Raw genomic sequence first — 26269 nt, 5'->3', positions numbered from 1 at the left:
ACCATATAAACACAAGGAAACAGTATGTGACACCCATGTGCCACATACGTTGAAATGACACAGGAGCCGAGATCGGCAAGATTTTTGCCGCATTGCAATATCGCAATGGCGATATACTTTGTACAAAAACCGCAGACATTGAACAATCTTCTGAAAATGATGATCAGTTTTTAAAATTTACATCAGCCGCGATTATTTTCTATTCAGCAAATTGTCTGGCTGACAAATCTCTTTCTATGGCTTTGGGCCGACCACCCAAATGCAAAACGGCGCCCCGGGTGGGGCGCCGTTGAAGCTCGCATCTCCCCCGCTTACACGGGGATCAGCATCAATGCACGTTCAGCGGTTCCATATCATGCTGGCGCACCGTGGCCAGCGCCAGATCGTGGCGCGGGACCAGCGCCAGGGCGGTGCCATCGGCGGCATGGATGGAAAAGGCCGGCTGGCCGTCTGCCAGCACCGGCTTGACATAGGCGATTGCATTGACGCCCAGCACGGCAAAATCCTTCACCGTCAGGGTGCGCAGAAACTGGCTGGTCTGGTTCATGGTGCCATACTCCTGGCCATGGCCGGCGGGAACGGACCTTCCGCCCCCACCGCCCCTATCAGGACATGGAAATCCTGAATATCCGGTTTACAAAAAGGCGGTAAAGGGCCCCGCCCGCTCAATCGTTGCGTTCCGGGGAAACGTCAATGGTGCGACCGCCGGGTGTCGCCTCCGTCGGGGTGCCGATCTTGATGGTACGCACCTTGGGTTCCGGGATGGGGCGGCGCAGATCAACATTCAGCAGGCCGTTATCCAGGTCACAGCCCACCACCTCTATCCCTTCGGCCAGCACGAAACTGCGCTGGAACTGGCGGGCGGCAATGCCGCGATGCAGGTAGAGGCGGGACTTGTCATCGGTCTGCTTGCCGCGGATCACCAGCTGGTTATCCTCCATCTGCACCTGCAGATCCTCAGCGGTGAAGCCCGCCACGGCCAGGGTGATGCGCAGGCCATCTTCCGATGTCTGCTCAATATTATAGGGGGGATAGCCTTCATTGGCGTTCTTGGCGATCCGGTCGAGCGTGCGCTCGAACTGATCGAAGCCCAGCAGGAAGGGGCTGTTGAACAGGGAAAGGCGGGTCGTCACGGCACTGTCTCCTCAACAAGAGCGAGTTGTCGCGCACCGGACCGGCCTGATGCAGCCGCCTTCCGGCACGGGAGCCCTGGGGGATGTGGCCCGCACCGGCACCACGCCCCCTCAGTTCTGCTTACATGGGTATTGCGCGGCGCCCTTCAAGGCAAGGGGGATACGGTGAAGGGGATCGCATCTGTTTGTCCCAGCCGCTCCCGGCATGGAAAATCCCCCAGGCGGTAAGTGAAATCCCCAGAATCTGTGGATAAGTCTGTGAACGTGCACTGATTCGGCCGCACTACGCTTGAGCCCCTCCGCTTGTGATTAATTTTTGTGCAATTTTTCGGCAAGAGGATTCTCAAAGGGTGGCGGCCCTATTCTGCGGGTCGGACCAGCCGCACCCCCTGCCCCAGCCCGGCCTCCGTCGGCCCCAGCAGCAGCACACCGGCCCCCACCAGGGTCTGCACCAGCAAGGTGGCGCTGGCGCGTTGCAGCTCGTGACGGCCGGCCTCGAAATCACGCACTGTGCTGCGGGACAGGCCGGCCGCCTGGGCCAACTCCTCCTGGCTCCAATCCAGCAACCCCCGCGCGGCGCGGCATTGGGCGGGGCAAATTTCCGTCGGCATAGGCAAAAAACCCTGATCTGACAGGCGATGGACGGTTGAAGTGAGGCGTTTTCCAACCATATTGGGTGAATATGGCTTAAATGGTTGAGAGGTCAAGGGCGCCGTCAGGGCCAACATGACCCATGGAAAGGCAGGGTTGGGGATGCATCACGCACCGCTCATTACAATGATCGTGGTCGGTCTGGCGCTGGCCTTCATTTTCGGCATGTTGGCGCAGCGGCTGAAAATTTCGCCCCTGGTGGGCTATCTGGTGGCCGGCGTGCTGATCGGCCCCGGCACACCGGGCTATGTCGCTGACACCATGCTGGCGCCGCAGCTGGCGGAGATCGGCGTCATCCTGCTGATGTTCGGTGTCGGGCTGCATTTTTCTTTGAAAGACCTGATGTCGGTGAAGGCCATCGCCATTCCAGGCGCGGTGGCGCAGATCGGGGTGGCCACCCTGATGGGCATGGCGCTGGCCTGGGTGCTGGGCTGGACCATCGGCGCCGGTCTGGTCTTCGGCCTGGCCCTGTCAGTGGCCAGCACGGTGGTGCTGCTGCGCGCCTTGCAGGAACGGCGGCTGGTGGAAAGCCATCGCGGCCGCATCGCCGTGGGCTGGCTGATCGTGGAGGATCTGGCCATGGTGCTGGCCCTGGTGCTGCTGCCGGCGCTGGCGGGGCTGCTGGGTGATGGCAGCAATGCCGCGCCAACCACGGTGGCGGCGCAGGCTGGCGGGCAGAGCCTGGGCATGGTCATCCTGATCACCCTGGCCAAGGTGGCGGCCTTTGTGGCGCTGATGCTGGTGGTTGGCCGTCGGGTTATCCCCTGGATCCTGCATGAGGTGGCGCATAGCGGCTCGCGGGAGCTGTTCCGGCTGGCCGTGCTGGCCATCGCCCTGGGCGTGGCCTTCGGGGCGGCGGAACTGTTCGGCGTCTCCTTCGCGCTGGGAGCCTTCTTCGCCGGCATGGTGCTGTCGGGCTCCCCGCTCAGCCACCGCGCGGCAGAGGAGTCGCTGCCGCTGCGGGATGCCTTCGCCGTGCTGTTCTTCGTCTCCGTCGGCATGATGTTTGACCCGGCCATCCTGGTGAAGCAGCCGCTGCAGGTGCTGGCCACGCTGCTGATCATCCTGGTCGGCAAGTCGGTGGTGGCCTATCTGATCGTGCTGGCCTTCGGCCATCCGCGCCGCACGGCCCTGACCATTGCCGCCTCGCTGGCGCAGATCGGTGAATTCTCCTTCATCCTGGCCGCCTTGGGCGTCTCGCTGGGCCTGCTGCCGCCGGAGGGACAGGATCTGGTGCTGGTGGGCGCCATCCTGTCCATCCTGGTCAACCCGCTGCTGTTCACCCTGATCGACAAATATGGCCATCGGCTGGACCCGGCCCTGGCGGAAGCGGAAAAGACCGGGGAGCCGTCGGCCGCCGCCACCCGCGAGCTGCCCACCCCCACCAGCCAGACCGACCATGCCATCATCATCGGCTATGGCCGCGTGGGCAGCCTGATCGGCCAGCGGCTGACCCAGGATGGCATCCCCTTCCTGACGGTGGAGGATAATGCCAGCCGGGTGGATGCCCTGCGCAAGGAAAGCGTGGAGGTGATTACCGGCAATGCCGTGCTGGCCGATGTGCAGGCGGCCGCCAATGTGGCTGGCGCCCGGCTGATGTTCGTGGCCATCCCCAATGCCTTCGAAGCGGGGCAGATCATCCGGCAAGCCCGCAGCGCCAATGCGGATTTGCGCATCATCGCCCGCGCCCATGCCGATGCGGAGGTGGAGCATCTGCAGCAAAATGGCGCCACCCAGGTGGTGATGGGCGAGCGGGAAACCGCGCGCGGCATGATCGAGATGGGGCTGGGGCACCAGGAGCCCGGCCCTGTGGCCCTGCCAGCCAGCATACCGGCGTAAGATACCCCAGAAAACTCTCGTTTTTCCAGTTACTTAACCGTCATTCCCGCGCAGGCGGGAATCCAAAATCCGCGCTGTCGTATGGATTCCCGCCTTCGCGGGAATGACGGTGGTGAGATGGCAAGGTGTCAGAAAGCACCATAGCTTTCTGGAAAGACACAAAGGTGCCAACAAAAAGCCCCGGCGTTCCTGATGAACGCCGGGGCTTTTTTTACAGACAGCAGCAGATAAACCTCAGAACAGATCGTCGATCTCGCTCTGGTCCATGGTGACGTCCGGGTTGCTGTCAGCAATGGAGCCATGGACGATGGCGCTGCCCCGATCCACCAGCGCCTGCAGACGCTGCCAGTAATCGGCGGCGGTGAAGCCCAGCATGTCCGGATCGTCCCGCATGGGCGACAGGGTGGCCACCGCCTCCACGATCAGGCTGTTCATCTCGTTCACCGCCTCATCGAACGGCTCCCGATATTCCGGCGGCACATGGTCATAGGCCTCAATGGCCAGCGGCGCAAAGGCCAGACCAGAGGTTTCGAAATGCTGCTTATAGGTGCGCGGCGCCCAGGCTACGATCTCGTCCAGCATGTCCGGCATATCGCCGACCATGGACAGCAGCATGATCACTTCATTGAAATGATTGAAATAATCCGTCGATAACAGAGTTCTGTCATCGATGGTCGTGTTACGGACGAGGAGACGATATTGATCAAGCATGGTGGTATCTTGCATGGCCCGTAACCCATACCATATTGTTCTGTGTCAGCATCGCTAAAATTGCATCTAATTCACTTACATTACCCTTGTTTCAGCATGGCTGCTTTTCTGCCGGCACACCGGCCAGCTGCCACACTGCCGCAGGCTCCAACCCCTCTGCCCGCAGGGCGCGCAGGGCCTTGGCCCCATCCCGCTTCGACAGGCGCTGGCCTTGTTGGTTAACCAGCAGACCATGATGATGATAGTCCGGGGCCGGCAGGTCCAGCAGCGCCTGTATCAGCCTATGGATATGTGTGGCGTGAAAAAGGTCTTCGCCACGCGTCACCAAGGTGACCCCTTGCAAGGCATCATCCACCGTCACGGCCAGATGATAGGCGGTGCGCACGTCGCGTCGCGCCAACACCACATCCCCCAACAGGGCCGGATCGGCAGCCACCCGGCCGCAAGCCCGGTCGTGCCAGAATAACGGCCCCGTCAGTGCCAGTGCCCTGGCCACATCCAGGCGGATGGCGTGCGGTTCCCCGGCGGCCACCCGGTCAGCCGCCAAGGCCGGGTCCAGCCGGCGGCACAGACCGGGGTAAAGCGGCCCATCCGGCCCGGCCGCCTGCAGATGTGGTGCCGCCCCTGCCCGCGCAATCTCCTCGGCAATGTCCTTGCGCGAGCAGAAGCAGGGATATGTGACGCCCAACGCCGCCAGCCGGGCCAGGGCGGCGGCATAATCATCCATATGGTCGGACTGGCGGCGCACCGGCAGCGGCCAGGACAGGCCCAGCCAGGCCAGATCTTCCAGCAGCGCCTGTTCATAGTCCGGGCGGCAGCGGTTGGGATCGATATCCTCCACCCGCAACAGGAACAGGCCACCAGCGGCCCGCGCCGCGTTCCAGGCAAACAGGGCGGAATGGGCGTGTCCCAGATGCAGATAGCCGGTCGGGCTGGGGGCGAAGCGGGTGACGGGGGCGGGCATGGAATGGGTCGGCGGGCGCAGGATAAGGCTATCCCGTCGCTACACCCAACCGCCCAGCATGGCAAGGTGCTGTACCAGCCCCTGTCCGGAATTGGTAGAACGCAAGAGATGGCGGTGCACTTCCCCCAGAAACACAAGGGGTTGAGTGGCATTTTCGTTGCAGGCCCATGACAATTACGAAGAGACCGCGCGGCGCGGGTTGTCAGAAGGGCTCGGCCCGTTATATGTAATCGTCACGTTCCAGCCGGCCTTCGACCCCGAATGCGGCGCCCCATCCTGCCCCCGGCAGATGGGCGGCGCGGAACGGGGGCCTAGGGGGCGGCTGGCACTTTTTCGGAACGGCAGAGGGGGGGGAATTGTCACCACCTTTTGATGGTTGTCCGGCGTTGGTGCTGAATGCGGATTTTCGTCCGCTGAGCTACTTTCCCTTGTCACTCTGGTCGTGGCAGGAAACGGTGAAGGCCGTGTTCCTGGACCGGGTGAACATTATCTCTCACTATGACCGGACCGTACGTTCGCAGCAGCTCACCATGCGGCTGCCCAGTGTGATCAGCCTGAAGGAATATGTGCCGTCCAACCGACGGCCGGCCTTCACGCGCTTTAACGTCTTCCTGCGGGATCGCTTCACCTGCCAATATTGCGGCAAGCCCTTCCCCACGCATGAGCTGACATTTGACCATGTGATCCCGCGTTGCCGGGGCGGGCGCACAAGCTGGGATAATGTCGTCACCTCCTGTTCGGCCTGCAATCTGGCCAAGGGCAGCCGGTTGCCGCACCAGTGCGGGATGCATCCGCGCCAGGCCGCCTTCGCCCCGACTGTCTATGAATTGCAGGAAAATGGCCGGCATTTCCCGCCCACCTTCCTGCACTCCAGCTGGCGCGATTTCCTGATCTATGGCCAGGAGACCGAACCGGCCGATCTGCAGGCGGAACTGGTGGAGGAGGAGAACGGACATGGCTTCCCCAGCAGTATGACCAGCGCCCAATATTGGGGGGCGGAACTGGATCAGGGATAAAAGGGCGGCCCGACTGGGACCGCCCTTTTTTCATGCCCCGCCCCTGGGCAGTCTTCCGTCGGGTAATGTTTCAAAGACTGTCCAAAAACTTCCTTTGCTGTTTCAATCCCTTTCCCGTCATTCCCGCGAAGGCGGGAATCCATACGACAGCGCAGATTTTGGATTCCCGCCTTCGCGGGAATGACGGTGGTGAGATGGCGAACTTTCGAAAAGAACGATAACTTTACGGATAGGCATCGACAATCTGCATAGTTTTTCCGGTGAACGATATGAATTCGGGCAAATTTCCCGATGAATTGCCCGAAAACACAGCGTTTTGATTGAGCAAGCGTTGTCTGGGCGCATCATGTCCACTGTGTGGATAAAGACCGCATCGCCCCTGATAATTCCACGATATTTGGGTAACAATTTTGTCATCCGAACGGGCATGGCGCCCGTTGGGCTGTCGCCATCCTTTATGGAGATAGCACCATGCGGTTTTACGCGCCGACCGGGTGACCGCAGCACCCGCCCCTGACACCCTTGCCCTCCCTCGCCGGCAAGCGGAACCCCACTGAAATGGCAACCGGCCGACTGCTCAGCGCCTTTGCGCTCCCCATCTTGCGTTCAAGGAACCCTCTGTCATGGCCTTCCCGCGTCCCCTGTCGCGGTCGCTGCTGCTGGCGACCGCCTTATCCAGCTTTGCCGTGCCCGCCCTGGCCCAGAATGCCGGACCGATGCTGGAGGAGATCATCGTCACCGCCCAGCGGCGCGAAACCGCCCTGCAGACCACCCCGATCGCCATTTCGGCCCTGACGGCCGACGCGCTGGCCGACCAGCAGATCGGCAGTGCCGAAGACCTGACTAGCGTGGTGCCCAATCTGGTGTTGATGCCGGTCACGGCCAGCCGGTCAACCTTGCAGGTGGGCTTGCGCGGCGGGTCGGAACAGTCGGGCGGTCTGGTCACCTCCGAGTCGGCGGTCGCCTTTTATGCCGATGATGTCTATCGCGGGCGGCTGGCCGGGTCGAATTTGGAACTGGCGGATATTGAGCGGATTGAGGTGCTGCGCGGGCCGCAGGGCACGCTTTACGGCCGCAACGCCTTTTCCGGCGCGGTGAAGATCGTCACCCGCACGCCGGGGGAAAAGCGCTGGGCCGAGGCGGCGGTGGGCGTGGGTTCCTACGACCAGCGCAAGGCCAGCGCGTCCATTGGCGGCGATGTGGTGGAAGGCACCCTGGGGGCCTCGCTCTCCGTGCTTTATAATGACCAGGATGGCTATGTGCATAACCAGGCGCTGGACCGCGATGTCTTCGGCCAGCGCAATCTGGCCCTGCGCGGCAAGCTGCATTTCCATGGCAGTGACTGGTTGAAGGCAACCCTGACCGTCAGCCGCACCCAGGATGATAATGACGGCCCGGCCAACCTGATCCCGGTTGGCTGGACGCGCCCCTATCCGACCCTGGCGGCAAAGCATGTCACCACCGATGATGCGCGGCCGCTGGCCGGTGATGCCTATACCAGCCTCTCCCCGGTGGTGCCGGACGGCCATACCGACCAGACGGCCGTGTCGCTGGATGTCAGCGCCGAGTTGGGCGACATGACCCTGCGGTCGATCACCGCCTTTGTGCGCACCGATGACGGGTTCCTGTTCGACATGTCGGGCGGCATCCGCAATGCCGATGGCAGCTATCGCGCCAATGGTCTGGTCCGTGATGCCAACAGCGACACCAACCAGTACAGCCAGGAACTGCAATTGCAGGGCGATGGGTTCGGCGGCGACCTGACCTGGATCACCGGCCTGTATTATTTCCGGGAAGAGAATAAGCAGACCTTCAAGGATGTGCTGGTGCTGGGCCCCGGCTTCTCCCTGCCCGTGCTGCCGCAGACCATCGACAGCACCACCAATTCCTATGCCGCCTTCGCCCAGGCCAGCTATCAGTTGACCGAACGGCTGTCGGTCACCGGCGGGCTGCGCTATACGCGCGATGAGAAGGAATTGAAGGGCACCATCCAGAACCGCCTGCCGCTCAGCCCTGGCCCGGCGGTAGCCCTGGTCTCGCTCTACCGCGATCCGTCTTTCGAGTCCTGGACGCCCAAGGCGGGGCTGGATTTCAAGATTGCTGACGACGTGTTCAGCTATCTCTCCGTCTCCCGCGGCTTCAAGGCCGGCGGTTTCAACGGGCTGGCCGTGGCCAACCCGGCCGTCTTCGGCACCGTCTATGGCCCGCAAACCGTCTGGGCCTATGAAGCGGGCTTGAAGGCCACCATGCTGGAGGGACGGCTGCGCACCAACCTGTCGGTCTATCGCAACGACCTGTCCGACCTGCAGCAGACCATCGAAATCGCCCCCAGTTCCTATGCCGTGCAGAATATCGGCGATTCGCGGGTCTATGGGGCGGAGCTGGAGGTCACCTTCATGCCCGTCGAAGGGCTGAACCTGTTCGCCAATCTGGGCCTGATGGATGATAAATACACCCATCTCGACCCGCTCTCCGATGCGGCGGTGGCCGGCGCCCGGCATCTGCCGCTGCTCACCCCCTGGACGGTGCAGACGGGCTTCACCTATGACACACCGCGTTTCTGGCAGGACCGGGTGAAGCTGCGCCTGTCATCCAGCTATCAGCACCAGGGGGATTATTATTCCACCGTGGCCAACCTGCTGGAATCGAAGATGCCGGGCCTGATCAACGCCTCCATCGCGCTGCTGGATGGGGAAGAGGGCTGGAACATCACCTTTGCCGGCAAGAACCTGTCCAACAAGACCTATTTCACCACCGCCCCCACCAACGCCGCCATCGCCGTGGCCGAACCCCGGACCTGGAGCCTGACGGCAGGGTATAAGTTCTGAGTGTTTGTCCGGAAAGCGGCATTTCCTTTCAAAAGGTTAAATGCGCCTCCCTCTATCACCACCGTCACCCCGGCGAAGGCCGGGGTCCAGGGGCCACAAGCGCTGTGCTCTACGAACCTGGACCCCGGCCTTCGCCGGGGTGACGGTGATGTGAGCATGAACGTCTTGGAAATTCCCAATCCACCCCTGACCGGTCGCAAAAAAGGGGGGCGGGCACCACCACCCGCCCCCCAAAACCCCTTACCGGAACAGCCAGACGATCACCGCTGTCATCGCCAGCAAAGCCACCGCCTGCACCCGGTAATTCTGCCAGAGCGGCCGGCCGGCCAGCGCGGTCGACTCGGCATCATAATCGGCCCGCGTCCACATCAGGGTTTCGGTCTTCTCCACCGGCGGCGGGGCCGTCAGCAGACTGGCCACGATGACGGCGGCCAGGGAGATGAAGAACAGCAGCGTCGCCGCCAGCAGGAAATGCAGCTGGATGCTATGGGCGATCTGCACCCCATGGAACAGCCAGCCGCCGGCCAGCAGCCCCACAATCACACCGGCACGGGCGCCGGCCACATTGGCGCGGCGCCAGAAGATGCCGGCCAGGAACAGGGCCACCACCGGCGGCACCGCATAGGCCAGCACGGCCTGCAGATATTGCCACAGCGTATCGGTCAGGTTTTCCACCACCGGCACCCAGGCCACCGCCAGCACCATGAAGGTGATGGTGGTGATCCGCCCGATTCGCACCAGCGACGCCTGAGAGACATCGGGGTTGAAACGCCGCACGAAATCCATCGTCACCAGGGTGGAAGCGGAATTGAAGGTGCTGGCGATGGACGACATGATGGCCGCCAGGAAGCCCGCCACCACCAGCCCGATCACGCCCACCGGCAGCAGGTCGAAAATCAGCGTCGGATAGACCAGATCTGGCCGTTCCAGATGCGGATAGATCAGGATGGCGGCACTGCCCGGCAGCACCATCAGGAACAGCACCGGCAGTTTCAGCAAGCCGGCAAACAGGCTGCCCCAGCGGCCATGATCCAGATTCTTGGCCGACAGCACCCGCTGCACCATGAACTGGTTGGTACACCAGAAATACAGCCCGATCAGCGGCACCCCGGAAATCAACCCCGTCCAGGGCAGGTTACTGTCATCGGCGGGGCGGATCAGGCTCATCTTGTCGGCCGGCACAGCGGCCATCACCGCATCCCAGCCGCCCGCCTTGTCAAAGGCAAAGATGGCCACAAAGATGGAGGCACCGCCCAGAATGACCGCCTGCACCACCTCTGTCACCAGCACGGCCTTCAAACCGCCGGCAACGGTGTAGGCACCGGCCGCCAGCGCCAGCAGGCCGGCAATCTGCCACAGCGGCACATCGGGCAGGATCAGCTTGAACATCAAGGCACCGCCGAACAGCGTGCCCGCCGTATCCACCACGATGTTCAAAAAGATGGTCAGGCCGGAGAAATAGAGCCGGATGGAGCCGTCATAGCGACGTTCCAGGAACTCCGGCATCGTATAGACCTGACTGCGCAGGATCACCGGCAGCAGGAAGAGGCAGAAAAAGACCAGCACGACGCTGGCCATCCATTCATAATTATAGACGGCAATCCCCGCCGCATAGGCCGCCCCCGCCAGACCGATCAGCGTGGTGGAGGAAATGTTGGACGCCAGCAGCGCCAGCCCGATGGTGGGCCAGGTGGAACTGCGCGCCGCCAGGAAATAGTCGGTGGCCGTCGTCGCCTTGCGGGAGGCGAACAGCCCCAGGGCGACAACAGCCACCAGATAAAGACCGATGATGGCGGCGTCCAGCCCCGCCAGGGTGACGTGACCCTGCAGCATCCTGCTCCTCCCGATATCGATTGTTGCTTTTTGACCGTCAGCAGACAGTAAAGCCAGTCAAACAATCTTGCAATCGATTGCTTAATCAAGAAGACAAGATTTTAGGGTTCAAAAGCGCGATATGTGGCGATTTGGCCATATATTGCTGCAACTGCGAAGATAGATTTCCACGCACTATCCCTAAGATTAGAAGATTTTGAATTTATCATCTTGCAAACGATTGCGAGATTTCTATCATCATAGGTGACCGAGGGGACGGCAAGAAAGACCCAAGACCCCGCAGGTGATCCTTATGGGAGGAACAACATGAAGAAGTCCTTGCTGCGTGCGTCTGCAATGGGCGCCGCTTTGAGCGCGTTCGCCTTCACCGCCGCCTTTGCACAAGATGCCGCCCCGGCGACCGGCACCACCCCACCGCAGGAAGACGGGCTGTTGATGGACGAAATCGTCGTCACCGCCGTCGTCAACCAGACTTCCAAGATGCGCTCCTCCGTCTCCGTCAGTGCGCTGTCGGCCGACGACCTGTTGCAGGTCGCCCCGCGCAACACGGCGGAGATTTTCCGCAATATCCCCGGCATCCGGTCGGAAGCCAGCGGTGGCGAGGGCAATGCCAATATTGCTGTACGCGGCCTGCCGGTCGCGTCGGGCGGGGCGAAGTTCCTGCAATTGCACGAAGATGGCTTGCCGGTGCTGGAGTTCGGCGACATCTCCTTTGGTAATGCCGACATCTTCCTGCGCGCTGACGCCAATGTGGCGCGGGTGGAGGCCATCCGTGGTGGTTCCGCCTCCACCCTGGCCAGCAATTCGCCGGGCGGCGTCATCAACTTCATCTCCAAGACCGGGGAGAAGGATGGCGGCTCGCTGGCCATCACCCGTGGCCTGGATTACGACACCACGCGCGGCGATTTCGATTTCGGCGGCCATATTGACGAGAATTGGCGCTTCCATATTGGCGGCTTCTACCGGGAAGGCGAAGGCCCGCGCAACGCCAACTACACCGCCGAATCGGGCGGTCAGGTGAAGGCCAACCTGACGCGCGAGTTCGAGAATGGCTATGCGCGCGTCTATTTCAAATATCTGAATGACCGCGCCGTCTCCTTCCTGCCGCAGCCTATGCTGGTCAGCGGCAGCAACAGCGATCCGGATATTCGCTCCGTCCCCGGCCTGGACATGCGCGACCAGACGCTGCACAGCGCCCTGTTCCTGACCAACACCGGCCTGGACGGCAACAATAACCTGCGCACCAACAGCCTGAAGGACGGGATGCATCCTGTCTCCACCGCCGTGGGGGCTGAGTTCAAGTTCGATCTGGCCGAGGGCTGGAGCATCTTCAACAAGGTGCGCATGGCCCAGACCGATGGCGGCTTCGTCTCCATCTTCCCGCAGCAGGTGACGGGCGCCCAGGCGCTGGCGACGGAAATTGGCGGGGCCGGCGCCAGCCTGCGCTATACCGACGGCACCCGCATCACCAACCCGTCGACCCTGAACGGCAATGGTCTGGCCAGCCGCGTGGCGTTGTTCGATGTCGATATCAATGATTTCAGCAACTTCGCCAATGACTTCAAGCTGACCCGCGCCATCGTGGCCGGTGACAGCACCATCGACCTGACCGCCGGCTACTACAAGGCCCGCCAGAATATCGAGATGGACTGGCTGTGGAACACCTATGTCATGGAAGTGAAGGGCGATAATGCCCGGCTGCTGGATGTGGTGGCCGCCAATGGCACCTTGCAGACCAGTGGCGGCCTGCTGGGTTACGGCGTGCCCTACTGGGGCAATTGCTGCACCCGGCGCTATGATGCCCAGTATGATATCGATGCGCCCTATGTCTCGGCCGCCCTGGAAATGGGCCAGTTGAATGTCGATGCCAGCCTGCGCCGTGACGAGGGCAAGGCGCGCGGTTCCTATACCGCCTCCCGGCAGGCACAGGTGGATGTGAACCGCGACGGCAGCATCTCCGTTCCGGAACGCAGTGTCTCCATCATCGATACGGCCAACCCGCAGCCGATCAATTATGACTGGGGTTACTGGTCCTGGTCGGTCGGCGCGAATTACATGATCGATCCCGATTTCTCGGTCTTTGCCCGGGTCAGCCGGGGTGGGCGCGCCAATGCCGACCGCCTGCTGTTCGGCCGCGTGCGGGCCGATGGTTCCGTCGCCACCGAAGACGCCGTGGATATGGTCAACCAGTATGAAGGCGGGGTGAAGTGGCGCGGCGATGGCATCAGCCTGTTCGCCACCGCCTTCTTCGCCAAGACGCAGGAACAGAATTTCGAGGCGACCAGCCAGCGCTTCTTTGACCGCACCTATGAGGCCAAGGGCATCGAGTTGGAGGCCAGCTATCGCTACGAAGGCTTCATGCTGACGGCCGGCGGCACCTGGACGGATGCGGAGATTTCCAAAGATGCGCTGACCCCGGCGCTGAAGGGCAATAAGCCCCGGCGTCAGGCTGATTTCATCTATCAACTGACGCCGTCTTATTCCTATGACGCCTTCACGCTGGGGGCAAACATCATCGGCACCACCAAATCCTATGCCCAGGACAGCAATGAACTGGTGATGCCAGGATACACCCAGGTCAACCTGTTCGCCGATTACGCCATCGCGCAAGGGCTGGTGCTGTCGGTCAATGTCAACAACCTGTTCAATGCCAAGGGCCTGACGGAATCGGAAGAAGGGTCCATCACCCCGGGCCAGACCAACATCATCCGCGCCCGTTCCATCAACGGGCGCACCAGCACCGCCACGCTGAAATACACGTTCTGATACCCCGCCCAGGCGGGCGGGCCGGTCCCTGACCTGGCCCGCCTGGATCAGAACGGGTTCCCGGCCGGGGGCCTATCCCCCTCCAACCTCTGCCCCTGGCCGGGTCATTTTTGTTGATTGCTTGATACCGTTTTTCAAGAAAGCCCTTTGCCATGAGCAGCTTTCCCCTGCCGGTCACCCTTGCCGATGCCGATCTGGCCCAGCGCCTGACGGCGCGGATCGCCCGTCACTGGCCATCCGCCCTGGCCGCCTTCCGCACGCTTTATGCCGGTCACGCCGATCTGGCCTTGTGGGAACAGAAACTGGCGGCCCGCCTGCTGGCCAGTGCTGCCGCCCGGCCGGCCGACCTGCTGGCCCTGGACGTGGCGCGACAGGAAACGCCGGACTGGTTCCAGCAGCCGGAAATGGTGGGGTACTGCACCTATATCGACCGGTTCGGGGGCACGCTGGCCGGCACGAAAGAAAAGCTGGATGAGTTGTCGCGCCTGGGCGTGCGCTATTTCCACCCGCTGCCGCTGTTGAAACCCCGTCCAGGCGACAGCGATGGCGGCTTTGCCGTGGCCGATTTCCGCGATGTTGATCCCAAGCTGGGCAGCCTCGATGATCTGCGCGATCTGGCCGCCGCCCTGCGCGCCCGCCAGATCAGCCTGTGCCTGGATATTGTCTGCAACCATACGGCAGCCGAACATCCCTGGGCGCTGGCAGCCTTGGCGGGCGACCTGCATTTCCGCCAGTTTTACCATGTGCTGGAAGACAAGGCCTTGGTGGATGCCTATGAATCCCGCCTGGGTCAGGTGTTCCCGCAGACAGCGCCCGGCAATTTCACCCATGTGCCGGAGATGGGGGGCTATGTCTGGACAACCTTCTATCCGTTCCAGTGGGATCTGAACTACGCCAACCCGGCCGTCTTTATCGAAATGATGGATGTGCTGCTGTTCCTGGCCAACCAGGGGGCGGAGGTGTTCCGCCTGGACAGCGCACCCTTCCTGTGGAAACGCATCGGCACCGATTGCCGGGGCCTGCCGGAAACCCATCTGGTGGTGCGGGCCTGGCGGGCCCTGCTGGCCATCGCCTGCCCCGCCGTCGCCTTGAAGGCAGAGGCGATTGTAGGCTTGGCAGAGGTGCTACCCTTCCTGGGCACGCCGGAGAAGCCGGAATGCCATCTGGCCTATAATAATACCGCCATGACGGCGCTGTGGGCTGGGCTGGCCACCGGTGATACCGGTCCGCTGCGCCGCTGCCTGACCGATGCGCTGGCCCGCCCGGCGGGGGCCGGCTGGCTGACCTATGTCCGCTGCCATGATGATATTATCTGGGCCGCCCTGAAGGGCGTGATCCCGGACGACAAGCTGGCCTGGATTTCTGATTTCTATGCCGGTCAGGCCGCCGGCCCCTTCCAGCCCGATGGGCGGGCGTTCCAGGGGGAACCGGGTGCCGTGCGCTCCACCAACGGCATGGCGGCCTCGCTGGCGGGCCTGCGCGATGGTGGGGCGGATGATGCTTCGGCGCTGGCCCGGCTGCGGCTGGCCTATGGCGTCACCTTCGCGCTGGATGGCATTCCCGCCATCTATATGGGCGATGAACGGGCGCTGACCAACGATGCCGATTATGCCAGCGTGCCTGATCAGGCGCTGGATGGGCGCTGGCTGCACCGGCCGCAGATGGATTGGCAGCGGGCAGAAGGCCCGATCCACGCCGCCCTGTCCCAGTTCGCCCGCCTGCGCCAGGGCCGCAAAGCCATGCATGGTGGCAACCCCGCCCGCCCGCTGGAGCTGCCCAACCCCGCCCTGCTGGCGTTCGAACGGGCCAATCAGGGCGGCGACCGGCTGATCTGCCTGGGCAATTTCAGCGGCCAGACTCTCGCGGCGGACCTGTCCGCCTGGGCGGGCGCTGGCGGCTGGGTCGACCTGTTGGGCGGGGATGCCTTGTCGGTGGATGGCGTGACGCTGCCCCCGTGGGGCCTGCGCTGGCTGGTGCCTTCTGTGGCATGATGGAACGGCTATAAAGCAGGGAGGCAAAAAAATGCGCATCGCGGGTATTGAATTGGGCGGCACCAAGATCGTGGTGGCGGCGGGCAGCGGGCCGGATGACCTGACCCCAGGCATCCGCATCCCCACCCGCGACCCGGCCAGCACCATGGCGGCGGTGATCGACGCGCTGGCCGGGCTGGGGCCGTTCGATGCCATCGGCGTGGCCAGCTTCGGCCCGCTCTGCCTTGACCCCACCGATCCGGGCGGCTTGCGCATCACCAACACACCCAAACCCGGCTGGACCGACACGCCCCTGGTGACCCCGCTGGCCGAGCGGTTCGGCGTGCCGGTGGTGCTGGATACCGATGTGAACGGTGCCGCCTTGGGTGAAGGGCGCTGGGGGGCAGCCAAGGGCTTGCGCGACTACGCCTATATCACCGTCGGCACCGGCATCGGCGTCGGGCTGGTGGTGAATGGCGCGCCGGTGCATGGGCTGCTGCATCCGGAGGCGGGGCATCTGCTGGTCCGCCGGGATGCCCAGCGCGACCCGTTCAAAGGCCATTGCCCCTTCCATGGCGATTGCCTGGAAGGGCTGGCCAGCGGCCCGGCCATCGCCGCCCGCGTCGGCCAGCCAGCGGAAACCTTGGGCGAGGATCACCCGGTCTGGGAACTGGTGGGGGACTATATCGGCCAGCTCTGCGCCTCCCTGCTGCTGGTCACCTCGCCGCGCCGGATCATCCTGGGCGGTGGCGTGGGCCAGCGCCCGCAGGTGCGCGCCAGTGCCGAAGCGGCGATGCGCCGCCATCTGGCTGGCTACGTGCGCAGCCCGGCCCTGGAAGGCGATGCGCAAATGATCGTACCGCCGGGGCTGGACAGCCTGTCCGGCGTGCTGGGGGCGATTGTGCTGGGGGCGGGGGCGCTGGCGGGTTAACGCCAGGACGTATCGTCGCGCGGCAGTCGCCCCAGATCATCCACCACCCGCACCTGATACGGCGGATCGGGCGACCAGTGCCAGAAGATGGCATTGATGTCGCCCGCTTGCGCCCCGGCGGCAAAGCTGGGCGCCAGGATGCCGGCACAGCCCGCCGCGACCAGCCGCTTTGCCAGCGCCCAGCTCGGCGGTTCAATGCCCCGGTCAGCCATATCCTCCCAGGCGCAGGCCAGATCGGCCCCGGCGATCCCCCAAGCGGTCAGAATCGCCGGATCGGTCAGATCCACCATATCCGCGCAATCCACCTGATAGGCCACCATGGTCATGGGCTGGGCCTTGAAGGGGAAAGCCTGCTGCGCTTCCGTCCAGGCCCCTTGCAGGCGTAGGGCCGTGTAAAGCGCGGGTGTGCCCACCGGGTTGAAGCGGCCACCGAACCGGGCCGCCCCCTCCCCGCTATCGGGCGCGAAGGCCCAACGGGGATGATGGGCGCGATACACCACGCCCCGCCAGGGCTGCTTCACGCGAAGCCGCCCAGCGCCAGCCGGGACAGGTGACGCTTCACCGCGTCGGCTCGTCCTTCACGCACCAGATCTTCCGCCGTCTGATCCCCGAAGGAGGGCAGCGGCTGCGACCGGTACCAAGCGAAGGCCTGCTGTACCGACCCCGCCCAGGGCTGCACCCGGTTGATAATCTCCACCAGATCGCGCAGGCGGGCCTGGGTATTGCGGCTGTGCAGACGCGCGGATTTGGAGACGGCATCGCGCGACAGGCCCGCCGCCTGGGCCAGTTCCGTCTTGGTAAGATGCAGATGATCCGCCAGCCTGTCGGTGGCGACAATGCCATCAGGCTGGATCATGTCGGCCAGGATCGATGCAACAGCCATCGGCGACACCTCTAAATATGCCCCACTTTATAGGCATATGATGAGGCAACCCGCTCGCCAGCGCAAGCCCTATGCGGGAAAGGCGGGGCCGGGCGGGTGGAATTGTGGCATGGTGCGCGCCACATGAACCCCTTATCTCCCCCTGCTGGATTTGCGCGCCCGTGAAGAACCCGAAGAAAGAAGCCCCCTTCCCCACCAAGGAACAGGTACTGGAATTCATCCGGGAAAGCCCGGTGCCGGTGGGGAAGCGGGAAATCGCGCGGGCCTTTCATATCACGGGCGATAACCGCATCCTGCTGAAAGACCTGCTGCGCGATCTGGAAGGCGATGGTGCCATTGAAAAGGGCGGTCGCCGACGGCTGGCCCCGCCGGCCAGCCTGCCGCCCGTGGGCGTGCTGATCATCAGCGATATTGATGCCGATGGGGAGGTGATCGCCCGCCCGATGAACTGGGCCGACCCGGAAAATGATCCGCCGCGCATCGTTATGATGCCAGAACGACGGGGCCAGGCCGGCTTCGCCATCGGCGACCGGGTGCTGGCACGGCTGAACCGGCTGCGGGATGATTATTACGAAGGCAAAACGATCCGCAAGCTGGATGGCAACCAACAGGCGCAGATGGTCGGCGTCTATGAGTTGGGGCGGGAGGGTGGGCGGCTGCGCCCGGCCGACCGCCGCGCCAAGTCGGAATTCGTCATCCTGCCGCAAAATGCCGGCGAGGCGAAACCCGGCGATTTGGTGGTCGCCGAACTGCTGCCCTCCTCCCGCCTGGGCCTGAAACAGGCCCGCGTGGTGGAGGTGCTGGGCGGGGTGGATGAACCCCGCGCCATCAGCCTGATCGCCATCCACCAGCATGGCATCCCGACTATTTTCCCCACCGCCGCCCTGGAAGAGGCGTCCGCGGCGGAGGAGCCGACGCTGGCCGGGCGCACCGACCTGCGTGATTACCCGCTGGTGACCATCGACGGGGCGGATGCGCGCGATTTCGACGATGCCGTCTTCGCCGAACCGGATACCGACCCCAACAATAAGGGCGGCTTCCATCTGCTGGTCGCCATCGCCGATGTCAGCTTCTATGTCCGCCCCGGCAGTGCGCTGGACCGATCCGCCTATGAGCGGGGGAATAGCTGTTACTTCCCCGACCGGGTCGTGCCGATGCTGCCGGAGGCGCTGTCGAATGAGCTGTGCAGCCTGAAGCCGGGCGTCAACCGCGCCTGTCTGGCCGTGCATATCTGGATCGACGCGTCGGGCCAGATCAAGCGGCACAAGTTTGTGCGCGGGTTGATGCGGTCGGCCGCGCGGCTGATCTATGAACAGGTGCAGGCGGCCCAGGATGGGGCGCCGGATGAGCTGACCGGCCCGCTGCTGGACCCGGTGATCCGCCCGCTCTATCAAGCCTATGCGGTGCTGGCCCATGCGCGGGGCCGGCGTGGTACGCTGGAACTGGACCTGCCCGAACGCAAGGTGGTGATCGGGGAGGATGGCAAGATATCCAGCATCGGCGTGCGCGCCCGGCTGGACAGCCACCGGCTGGTGGAAGAATTCATGATCGCCGCCAATGTGGCGGCGGCGGAGGCTTTGGAGGCGAAATCCAGCCCCTGCATGTACCGCGCCCATGCCGAGCCGGCGCTGGACAAGCTGGAGTCACTGCGCGAATTCCTGAAAAGCATGGGCTATAATCTGGCCAAGGGTCAGGTGCTGCGCCCGGCCACCTTCACCAATATCCTGGACAAGGCGCGCGACACGCCAGAGTCGGAGTTGATCTCCACCGTCATCCTGCGCTCCCAAGCCCAGGCGGTTTATCAGCCCGACAATATCGGCCATTTCGGGCTGGCCCTGGCCCGTTACGCCCATTTCACCAGCCCCATCCGCCGTTATGCCGACTTGGTTGTCCATCGCGCCCTGGTGCGCGCCTATGGGCTGGGCGATGGCGGCCTGACAGATGAGGAAATGGGCCGGTTTGACAAGATGGGCGAACAGATTTCCGGCACCGAACGCCGCGCCGCCGAGGCCGAGCGTGATGCGCTGGATCGCTATATTGCCGCCTATCTGGCTGACCGCGTGGGGGCCACCTTCAGCGGCAAGACCAGCGGCGTCACCCATTTCGGCCTGTTCGTCACGCTGGATGAAACCGGGGCGGAAGGCATTGTGCCCATTTCCACCCTGCCCGATGATTTCTATGACCATGATGAAATCCATCACGCCCTGATCGGGCGGCGGCACCGCCGGGTGTTCAAGCTGGGCGAACGGGTGAAGGTGCGGTTGCTGGAGGCCGACGCCATCACCGGTTCCATGGTGTTCCGCCTGCTGCATGATGATGGGTCAGAGATGCCGGCCGGGCGTGGCAGCGGCACCGGGGCCAGCCATCGCGGCCGCGGCAAGCGGGGGGAGGAGGCACCGGCACCTTCCATCGACGCCCCCCGCCCGCCGCGTCGGCGGCGCTAAAAAAAGCCTGTGCGCCTGACCCTTTGCGCGTAATAGGCGGCTTTACGCCCCCGCACGGCTGCGGCACTCTCTGTTATTACAGAGGTGCCGCCAATGAAGCCGGCACCCGCGCGGGGGAAATGTGCATGGTGAGACGACGGCTGGCGCCTGTCCTGCTTCTGTTCAGCCTGATCGGCGGCTGTGCCGCCAACCATGCCGAGCTGCAGCAACCCGCCCAGACCGGCAGTGTCACCGCCGAACAATTATTCACCGTCGCCTTCCGTCCCATCGCTGATAATTGGCTGAAGCCCGTATCCATGCCGCAACTGGTGACGGATGGGCTGCGCCGGGTGGCCACGGCCGATGGGGCACTGTGGGTGGTGCAGCACGAGGGCCTGTTCCTGCTGCTGCGCGATGGCAAGGAACAGGCCCGCCTGCCCCAGCCCGGTGACACCATTCCGGAACGCTGGGCCGCCCTGACGGCCGAAATGCTGCGCGCCATGCGCACCGCCTCCCCCACCCTGGCGGCCCGCCCGGCGGAGGCGGTGTACCGCGACATGTTCGACGGCATGATGGCCGATCTGGACCCCTATTCCCGCTATGCCGAACCCAACAAGGCGCAGAAGGAGCGATCCCAGCGCGAAGGCTATGACGGGATCGGCGTTTCCATACGGGATGCCGAAGGCGGTGGATTCGCGGTGTCGGACCTGGTGCCCGACGGCCCTGCCGATCTGGCCGGCATCAAGGTGGGGGACCGGATTCTCGCCGTGGCCGGCTTGCGCACCGTTTCCATGGGGTATGAGACGCTGTCATCCATGATCCAGGGGCCCGAGGGCACCAATGTGGAATTGCGCGTCGGGCCGGATGACGCCCAGGCCCGCACCGTCACCGTGCGGCGGCGGCACCTGGTGCCCAATATGGTCAGGGCCAGCCTGCAGGATGGCATTATCCAGCTGAAGATCGACCGGTTCAACAACGCCACCCAGGAACATGTCCGCCAGGCCATCCTGCGCGCGCAGGAGAAATCCGGCCCGCTGAAGGGCGTGGTGATGGATCTGCGCGGCAATCCCGGCGGGGTGATGGTGCAGGCGGTGGGGGTGGTGAACCTGTTCGTGCCGCAGGGTCGTATCATCACCACGCGCGGCCGCCACCCCAATTCGGTGCAATGGTTCGAGGCGCAAAGGCCGATGACGGCCTTCCCCGACCTGCCGCTGGTGGTGCTGATCGATGGCAATACGGCCTCTTCGGCCGAAATCGTCGCCGCCGCCCTGCAGGATGCCGGCCGCGCCCTGTTGGTGGGCAGTTCCAGCTTTGGCAAGGGCAGTGTGCAGCATGTGACCCAGTTGCCCAATGGCGGGGAACTGTTCATCACCTGGTCACGCATCTATGCCCCCAGCGGCTACAGCTTCGACGGACAGGGCCTTCAGCCGAATCTCTGCCTGACCCGTGCCGGCGTGACGATGGAGTCGCTGCTGGGTGAGGCGGGGCGGGTGGATCGTGGCGCCCAAACCCAACTGGTGCGCCTGCGCATGGCGGCCACGGAGGATGAAAAGCTGCGCCCCGGCCTGCGCCAGGAATGCCCGGCGGCAAGCGCCACCGGGCCGGAATCGGCCCTTGGCATGGCCGTGGCGCGCAATCTTCTGCGCGATGGGGCCTTTTATCGCCAAGCCCTGGCCTCGCGTCAGACCAACGTTGCGGAACGATAGGGTCTTTGCGCTTGACAGACGGTAACGGATGCGTAGATTCCGCAGCCGTACCGCGCTGGTTCGCCTGACGCGGATGGGAAGATATTGGATCGGCCGCGCGTCCTTGCGGTGGCCGCAAGTCTGACGCAGGTAGGATTTATCATGGCTAAGCAGAATACCGTGCTGATCAAGCTGGTGAGCACCGCTGACACGGGTTACTTCTATGTGAAGAAGAAGAATCCCCGCAAGACCACCGAGAAGCTGGAATTCAACAAGTACGATCCGGTGGCCCGCAAGCACGTGGCTTTCAAGGAATCCAAGATGAAGTGATTGCCGCTTGGCAATCCCATCTTCTCGGCCTGTTCGTCAGGCCGGTTAAAACAAAACCCCGCCTCACGGCGGGGTTTTTGTTTTGGGGTTTGCGGGGCGGGCGACCGCGCCCGGTCGTGCTGGTCGCCAATCGGGTAAAGATCAAACATTCCAATGGTTGAAATTAATAGAGATTTGCCATTCTGTGGCATCGCCTGTTAAGTTACGTCACCTCGTTACGCGGGAAAGATGGGACCAACCGATGCGCCTGTTTCCCCTTACCCTGCTTGCTTTGGTGTGGGTCAGCAGCCCGGCCTACGCCGTTGATTGCGGTGATCTCGTCACCCAGGCACAAATTAACCAATGTGCATTCGACATGTATGATGAAGCCGATCTACTGCTGAACCAGACATATAAACAGGTCATGGCTAAGCTGGAGCCGAGCAGACAGGCGGCCTTGAAAAAAGCGCAGCGGGCTTGGATTAAATATCGTGACAGCCATTGTGAATCAGAAGCATCGGTGGTTGAAGGCGGAAGCATGTATCCGACGTTGCAATATTCATGCATGACCACCGAGACAGAAAAGAGAACAGAACAGTTAAATTCAATGCGTGAATGAAATTTCATTAGAGTCTGTCCGGAAAATTATCCTGCCTTTCGAAACCTTTCCCTTTCTCCACCGTCATTCCCGCCTTCGCGGGAATGACGGTTACGCGATTGGAAAAGAAGTGAAAGTTCTTGAACGGACTCTTAGATTTGTTTTCGGCTGACCCGAAACAGCGTCGGCGGCGAGCCTAAGCTGCGGATGCAGCGCCGACGATTGGGTATATAAGTGCCTTATTTATCCCCCCCCCAACGAAAAAACACCCCGGCAGCGGCGGCCACCGGGGTGAAGATTTTCCAGGTTGAGAGAGGCAAGAGATCGTCCAAGGCCCGGGATTGGGCTTTGGATCATAGACGGACCGGGTGGGGCTGGGGGCTTCAGGTTCCACCCCCACCCGGTCCCGCGTCACCCCCGCGACGCGCCGGCCTTGGCCGGTCCCTTTGCCGTGGCATTGGCGATCAGGGCGCGTGCCTGTGCCACGGCGTCACTGCTGGCCGTCTTGCCGTCCTTCACGGCGTCGGCCAATTCCATCAAAGCCTTTCCAGTGGCAGAGCCATTCTCGGCCTCCTGCACCAGATGAATGCCGCCCTGGGCCGCCATCACCTCTTCCCAGCTCTTACGCACGGCCGCCCAATAGGTGGCGGTTTTGGCCATATAGCTGTCGGCGGCGGCGATATCGAAATCGGTGGAGGGGCGGTAGCTGTTCAGCACCACCTCATGCACGAAGGTGGCCGGTTTGCTGTCGCGGCTGCCGACCTTGGCATTGTCCTGTTCATGCACCCAGCCGGCGGGCGTCAGGGCATGGCGGTTGATGCCAATATAATGATCATAGGGCGGCTTGCGCACGGCATCGCGGCGAGCCAGCGGGCGGGCCGTCTCATCGCTGACCCAGCGGGTTTCCCCCCGATCATAGGCCCAGCGGCCCACCCCGCCATAGCGCGGCGAATCGTCGGTCTGCCAGACCGTCTGTGACCAGGCATCGACGCGGCTGGCGGTTTCAACGGGCTTCACCACCCATTGGTCGGGCCCGCCATAGACCAGCAGCGTTTCCGGCTCATAGGTCCAGTCCTGCCGCCAATGCTTGACGATATAGGGCTTGTCTTCCTCATCCTTGACCACCAACAGGTGCTGCAGGCGGATGATGCGGCCGGTATCCTCAATCACCCGCACCACCTCAAACCCGCCGGAACGCTTGGCTTCCAGCGGTTCATAGCCGGGGACGAAGGCGGCGGTTTCGTGGAAATTGAAGGTGACGCGATAGGTGCCGGCCATGGCCAGAATGGCAGCGCGGTCGCGGTTGAAGGCGGTGCAATCCGGCTTGCCACAGGCGGCACTGTCCTGCGCCAGGGCACTGCCGGACGCCAGAGCCAGCATGGTGCCGGTGGCGAGCGTGGCGGCGAACAGGGTACGGCGGTTCAGCATGATCTTTCCTCCCCCGCTCACAGTTTCACGGTCAGCGAGACGCTGGCATTGCGGCCGGGCTGGGTGAAGCTGTCCAGCACCTTGGACGTGGCGGCCACGCCGCGCACATCGCTCCACCACCAGTATTTCTTGTCGAACAGGTTGAAGATGCCAGCCCGGAGCGTGACGTCTTCGCTGACATTCCAATGGGCCATCAGATCCAGAATGACGAAACTGTCCGGCGCGTAGAGGCTGGCATCGCTCATCCGGCCCCGGGATTTTTTGGCGCTGTAGGTGGCGGACAGCTCCCCGCCGAACCGGTCGTCACTATCCTGCCAGGTCAGCCCGGCCACCAGCTTGAACGGGTCCACGCTGTCCAGCGGGGTCTTCACGCCGTCCTCTTTCTGGTCCCCCTTGGTGAAGGAGGCGGCGGCGATCATGCCGAATTCATCGGTCAGGGTCATCTGGCCCTTGGCTTCCAGCCCCTTGATCTCTACCCGCGCCAGATTGACATATTGATAGGTCGCCGGGTTGGCGGCGGTGAAATTGCCGGACACCATCGCCTGTTCGATGAAATTCTTGTACCAGCCGGAGAAGCCGGTGACATTGCCGCTCCAGCCCTCGCCCCGGAAGCGGAATCCCGCTTCCACGGTACGGCTGGTTTCCGGCTTCAGGTCGGGGTTGGAGATGGAACGGTAATTCTGCACCGGGTTGGAAAAGCCGTTATTCACCTGCGACGGGGCCGGGGCCTTGAAGCCCTCGGCATAATTGGCATAGAGGCCGACGGCGGGCGCGAACCAGTAGAGCGCGCTGATCTTCGGCGACAGCCGGTCATCGCTCTGCCCTGATGCCGTGCTGGGGAACAGCCGGTCCTGCTTGGGGTCCAGCTTGTAATAATCATAGCGCAGCGCCGGGAACAGAGAGAGCGCGCCATTCAGCAGGGTGACCTCATCCTGCACAAACAGACCAGCCAATTGGTAGTCGGTGGTGGGGAAGGCGCGGGTGGGGAAGCTTTCACCGACCGGTGGCACGGTGCCGCTGCGTGTACCCACCTGCTTGGTGAAGGAATAATCGCCGCCATAGACCAGCAGATGCTCAATCCCATCGCCCTTCAGGCGGGTGCGGGCATCGATATTCACGCCGCTGACCTTATTGTCGAAATAATTGTCGCGGATACGGTCGACCAGCACGGTGCGATCTTCGCCCGAGAACTGGCGGGTTTTGCTGTTCTGGTGATAGGCGGTCCAGTGCAACGCCTCCAGCAACGCCAGATCGGCCTGATACTGATGGTCGAGGCTGATGCGGTTGCGCTTGGACGTGTCCTTGACCAGCAGGCCACTGACCGTGCTGGACCGGGCGGTCAGCACATCGGCATTCATCTCCCGATCATCATATTCATAGGTCAGGCGCAGCTTATGCGCGTCATTGGGCTGAAAGACGATCTTGCCCAGCACAGCATTGCTGCCAATGTCCTGCGGGTTGGGTTTGGTACGGTCGGCCGTGGCGCTGGCATTGCGGCCCTGGTTCTCCGTCTCCTGGGCGTCGCGGCGGTTATAGGCCGCCATCACCGACCAGGCGCCGCTGCTGGCAGCCACCACCATACCCTTGGCCCAGCTTTCATCGGCGCTGGCATAGCCGGCCTTGATCTGGCCGCCGAACCAGTTGCCCGGCTTGATGAAATCGGACGGGTCTTTGGTGACGAAGCTGACCGCACCGGCCACACCGTCGCTGCCATAAAGCGCAGAGGCGGGGCCGCGCAGGATTTCCACCGATTTCAGCAAATCCAGATCGACATAATCACCGCGGCCCACCGACTGGCCACCAAAGGCAAAGGCGTCGGGCAGGCGGATGCCATCCACCTGGATCAGCACCCGGTTGCCTTCCAGGCCACGAATGTTGAAGCCGCTATTGCCGTCGCGCCCGGTATTGGCACCGGCGGCGGTGAAACGGGCGGGGGCAGTCCGGACCGAGACGCCGGGCTCATAGCGGATCAGATCCTTGATATCATTGACCATCTGGTCATCGATACGCTTAGAGTCGATCACGCTGACCGTGGCAGGGGCTTCCACCGTGGTCTTCGGCGTGCGGGTGGCGATCACTGTCAACTCGCTGACCTGCGTTTCCGCCACCTGCTGTTCCGCCACCGGCACACCCTGGGCCATAGCCGTTCCAGCCATGGCCAGCATCACCAGGGGAAGCGCCGTCATACTCCGCCGCATCAGGGCCACCTTCTCGACATCTCAATTGCAAATCGTTCTCAATTGGATAATGCGAGTGTGGGTGAGAATCAATATCAATTTTAGAAGTGGGGTGATTTTGTTG

At 63.1% G+C, this 26269-nt stretch carries 19 protein-coding genes and 1 pseudogene; 10 read left to right on the top strand and 10 right to left on the bottom strand.

Annotation, left to right across the window (positions count from 1 at the left end; all coding sequences use genetic code 11):
• Nucleotides 1-328 precede the first annotated feature (328 nt).
• From GE253_RS15665 to GE253_RS15655, 3 genes are all read right to left on the bottom strand, one after another.
• On the bottom strand, nt 329-547 hold the full coding sequence (locus tag GE253_RS15665; protein ID WP_153205094.1) for a DUF1150 family protein: 219 nt from the start codon (nt 545-547) through the stop codon (nt 329-331).
• 118 nt (nt 548-665) lie between these two features.
• Nucleotides 666-1133, bottom strand: coding sequence for an Hsp20 family protein (locus GE253_RS15660; protein ID WP_348770873.1), 468 nt, complete (start codon nt 1131-1133; stop codon nt 666-668).
• A 359-nt stretch (nt 1134-1492) separates the two neighbouring features.
• On the bottom strand, nt 1493-1744 hold the full coding sequence (locus GE253_RS15655) for a helix-turn-helix transcriptional regulator (protein WP_153205093.1): 252 nt from the start codon (nt 1742-1744) through the stop codon (nt 1493-1495).
• Nucleotides 1745-1886: 142 nt separating this feature from the next.
• On the opposite strand from GE253_RS15655, the gene ybaL reads away from it, so the two are divergent.
• Entirely contained in the window at nt 1887-3623 is a 1737-nt protein-coding gene (gene ybaL / locus GE253_RS15650) for a YbaL family putative K(+) efflux transporter (RefSeq protein WP_153205092.1), read from the top strand.
• Between the two features lie 234 nt (nt 3624-3857).
• Here the strand turns inward: ybaL and GE253_RS15645 are convergent, their stop codons facing one another.
• Nucleotides 3858-4349, bottom strand: coding sequence for a hypothetical protein (locus tag GE253_RS15645; RefSeq protein WP_089290675.1), 492 nt, complete (start codon nt 4347-4349; stop codon nt 3858-3860).
• Between the two features lie 76 nt (nt 4350-4425).
• Nucleotides 4426-5298 carry a tRNA glutamyl-Q(34) synthetase GluQRS gene (gluQRS, locus tag GE253_RS15640; RefSeq protein ID WP_153205091.1) on the bottom strand — a complete coding sequence of 291 codons (873 nt, stop codon included), beginning with the start codon at nt 5296-5298 and terminating at the stop codon, nt 4426-4428.
• 356 nt (nt 5299-5654) lie between these two features.
• On the opposite strand from gluQRS, the pseudogene GE253_RS15635 reads away from it, so the two are divergent.
• Together GE253_RS15635 and GE253_RS15630 are read left to right on the top strand one after the other, a co-directional pair.
• Nucleotides 5655-6194, top strand: a pseudogene (locus tag GE253_RS15635) (HNH endonuclease); the annotation flags it as partial.
• Between the two features lie 743 nt (nt 6195-6937).
• Nucleotides 6938-9142, top strand: coding sequence for a TonB-dependent receptor (locus GE253_RS15630; RefSeq protein WP_153205089.1), 2205 nt, complete (start codon nt 6938-6940; stop codon nt 9140-9142).
• A gap of 240 nt (nt 9143-9382) precedes the next feature.
• Here GE253_RS15630 and GE253_RS15625 read toward each other — a convergent pair whose 3' ends face one another.
• Nucleotides 9383-10975: a sodium:solute symporter gene (locus tag GE253_RS15625; RefSeq protein ID WP_153205088.1), complete on the bottom strand. Its 1593-nt coding sequence runs from the start codon at nt 10973-10975 to the stop codon at nt 9383-9385.
• Nucleotides 10976-11281: 306 nt separating this feature from the next.
• On the opposite strand from GE253_RS15625, the gene GE253_RS15620 reads away from it, so the two are divergent.
• The 3 genes from GE253_RS15620 to GE253_RS15610 all read left to right on the top strand — a co-directional run bounded on the left by GE253_RS15620 (nt 11282) and on the right by GE253_RS15610 (nt 16642).
• Nucleotides 11282-13741, top strand: a complete 2460-nt coding sequence (locus GE253_RS15620; RefSeq protein ID WP_211101485.1) for a TonB-dependent receptor — start codon at nt 11282-11284, stop codon at nt 13739-13741.
• A 152-nt stretch (nt 13742-13893) separates the two neighbouring features.
• Nucleotides 13894-15732 carry an alpha-amylase family glycosyl hydrolase gene (locus GE253_RS15615; RefSeq protein ID WP_153205087.1) on the top strand — a complete coding sequence of 613 codons (1839 nt, stop codon included), beginning with the start codon at nt 13894-13896 and terminating at the stop codon, nt 15730-15732.
• Between the two features lie 31 nt (nt 15733-15763).
• Complete coding sequence (locus tag GE253_RS15610; protein ID WP_153205086.1) at nt 15764-16642, top strand: ROK family protein; 879 nt, start codon at nt 15764-15766, stop codon at nt 16640-16642.
• Here the strand turns inward: GE253_RS15610 and GE253_RS15605 are convergent.
• Both GE253_RS15605 and GE253_RS15600 read right to left on the bottom strand, forming a co-directional pair.
• Nucleotides 16639-17163, bottom strand: a complete 525-nt coding sequence (locus tag GE253_RS15605) for an RES domain-containing protein (RefSeq protein WP_348770872.1) — start codon at nt 17161-17163, stop codon at nt 16639-16641. The genes GE253_RS15610 and GE253_RS15605 overlap by 4 nt on opposite strands.
• Nucleotides 17160-17525, bottom strand: coding sequence for an antitoxin Xre/MbcA/ParS toxin-binding domain-containing protein (locus GE253_RS15600; protein WP_153205085.1), 366 nt, complete (start codon nt 17523-17525; stop codon nt 17160-17162). The genes GE253_RS15605 and GE253_RS15600 overlap by 4 nt, the downstream gene beginning before the upstream one ends.
• A gap of 161 nt (nt 17526-17686) precedes the next feature.
• Here GE253_RS15600 and rnr point away from each other — a divergent pair, with 161 nt between their 5' ends.
• The 4 genes from rnr to GE253_RS15580 all read left to right on the top strand — a co-directional run bounded on the left by rnr (nt 17687) and on the right by GE253_RS15580 (nt 22561).
• Nucleotides 17687-19969: a ribonuclease R gene (gene rnr, locus GE253_RS15595; RefSeq protein WP_348770871.1), complete on the top strand. Its 2283-nt coding sequence runs from the start codon at nt 17687-17689 to the stop codon at nt 19967-19969.
• A gap of 125 nt (nt 19970-20094) precedes the next feature.
• Nucleotides 20095-21654 carry a S41 family peptidase gene (locus tag GE253_RS15590; RefSeq protein ID WP_173012667.1) on the top strand — a complete coding sequence of 520 codons (1560 nt, stop codon included), beginning with the start codon at nt 20095-20097 and terminating at the stop codon, nt 21652-21654.
• A gap of 141 nt (nt 21655-21795) precedes the next feature.
• Nucleotides 21796-21963: a 50S ribosomal protein L33 gene (gene rpmG, locus GE253_RS15585; protein WP_029012212.1), complete on the top strand. Its 168-nt coding sequence runs from the start codon at nt 21796-21798 to the stop codon at nt 21961-21963.
• A 241-nt stretch (nt 21964-22204) separates the two neighbouring features.
• On the top strand, nt 22205-22561 hold the full coding sequence (locus tag GE253_RS15580) for a lysozyme inhibitor LprI family protein (RefSeq protein ID WP_153205082.1): 357 nt from the start codon (nt 22205-22207) through the stop codon (nt 22559-22561).
• A gap of 390 nt (nt 22562-22951) precedes the next feature.
• Here GE253_RS15580 and GE253_RS15575 read toward each other — a convergent pair whose 3' ends face one another.
• Entirely contained in the window at nt 22952-23968 is a 1017-nt protein-coding gene (locus GE253_RS15575) for a DUF6607 family protein (RefSeq protein ID WP_153205081.1), read from the bottom strand.
• A 17-nt stretch (nt 23969-23985) separates the two neighbouring features.
• Nucleotides 23986-26154 carry a TonB-dependent hemoglobin/transferrin/lactoferrin family receptor gene (locus tag GE253_RS15570; RefSeq protein ID WP_153205080.1) on the bottom strand — a complete coding sequence of 723 codons (2169 nt, stop codon included), beginning with the start codon at nt 26152-26154 and terminating at the stop codon, nt 23986-23988.
• Between the last annotated feature and the right edge of the window lie 115 nt (nt 26155-26269).

The organism is Niveispirillum sp. SYP-B3756, assembly GCF_009495745.1.
In the GTDB taxonomy this organism is placed as follows: Bacteria; Pseudomonadota; Alphaproteobacteria; order Azospirillales; family Azospirillaceae; genus Niveispirillum.
This window is presented reverse-complemented; position numbering and strand designations above follow the sequence as displayed.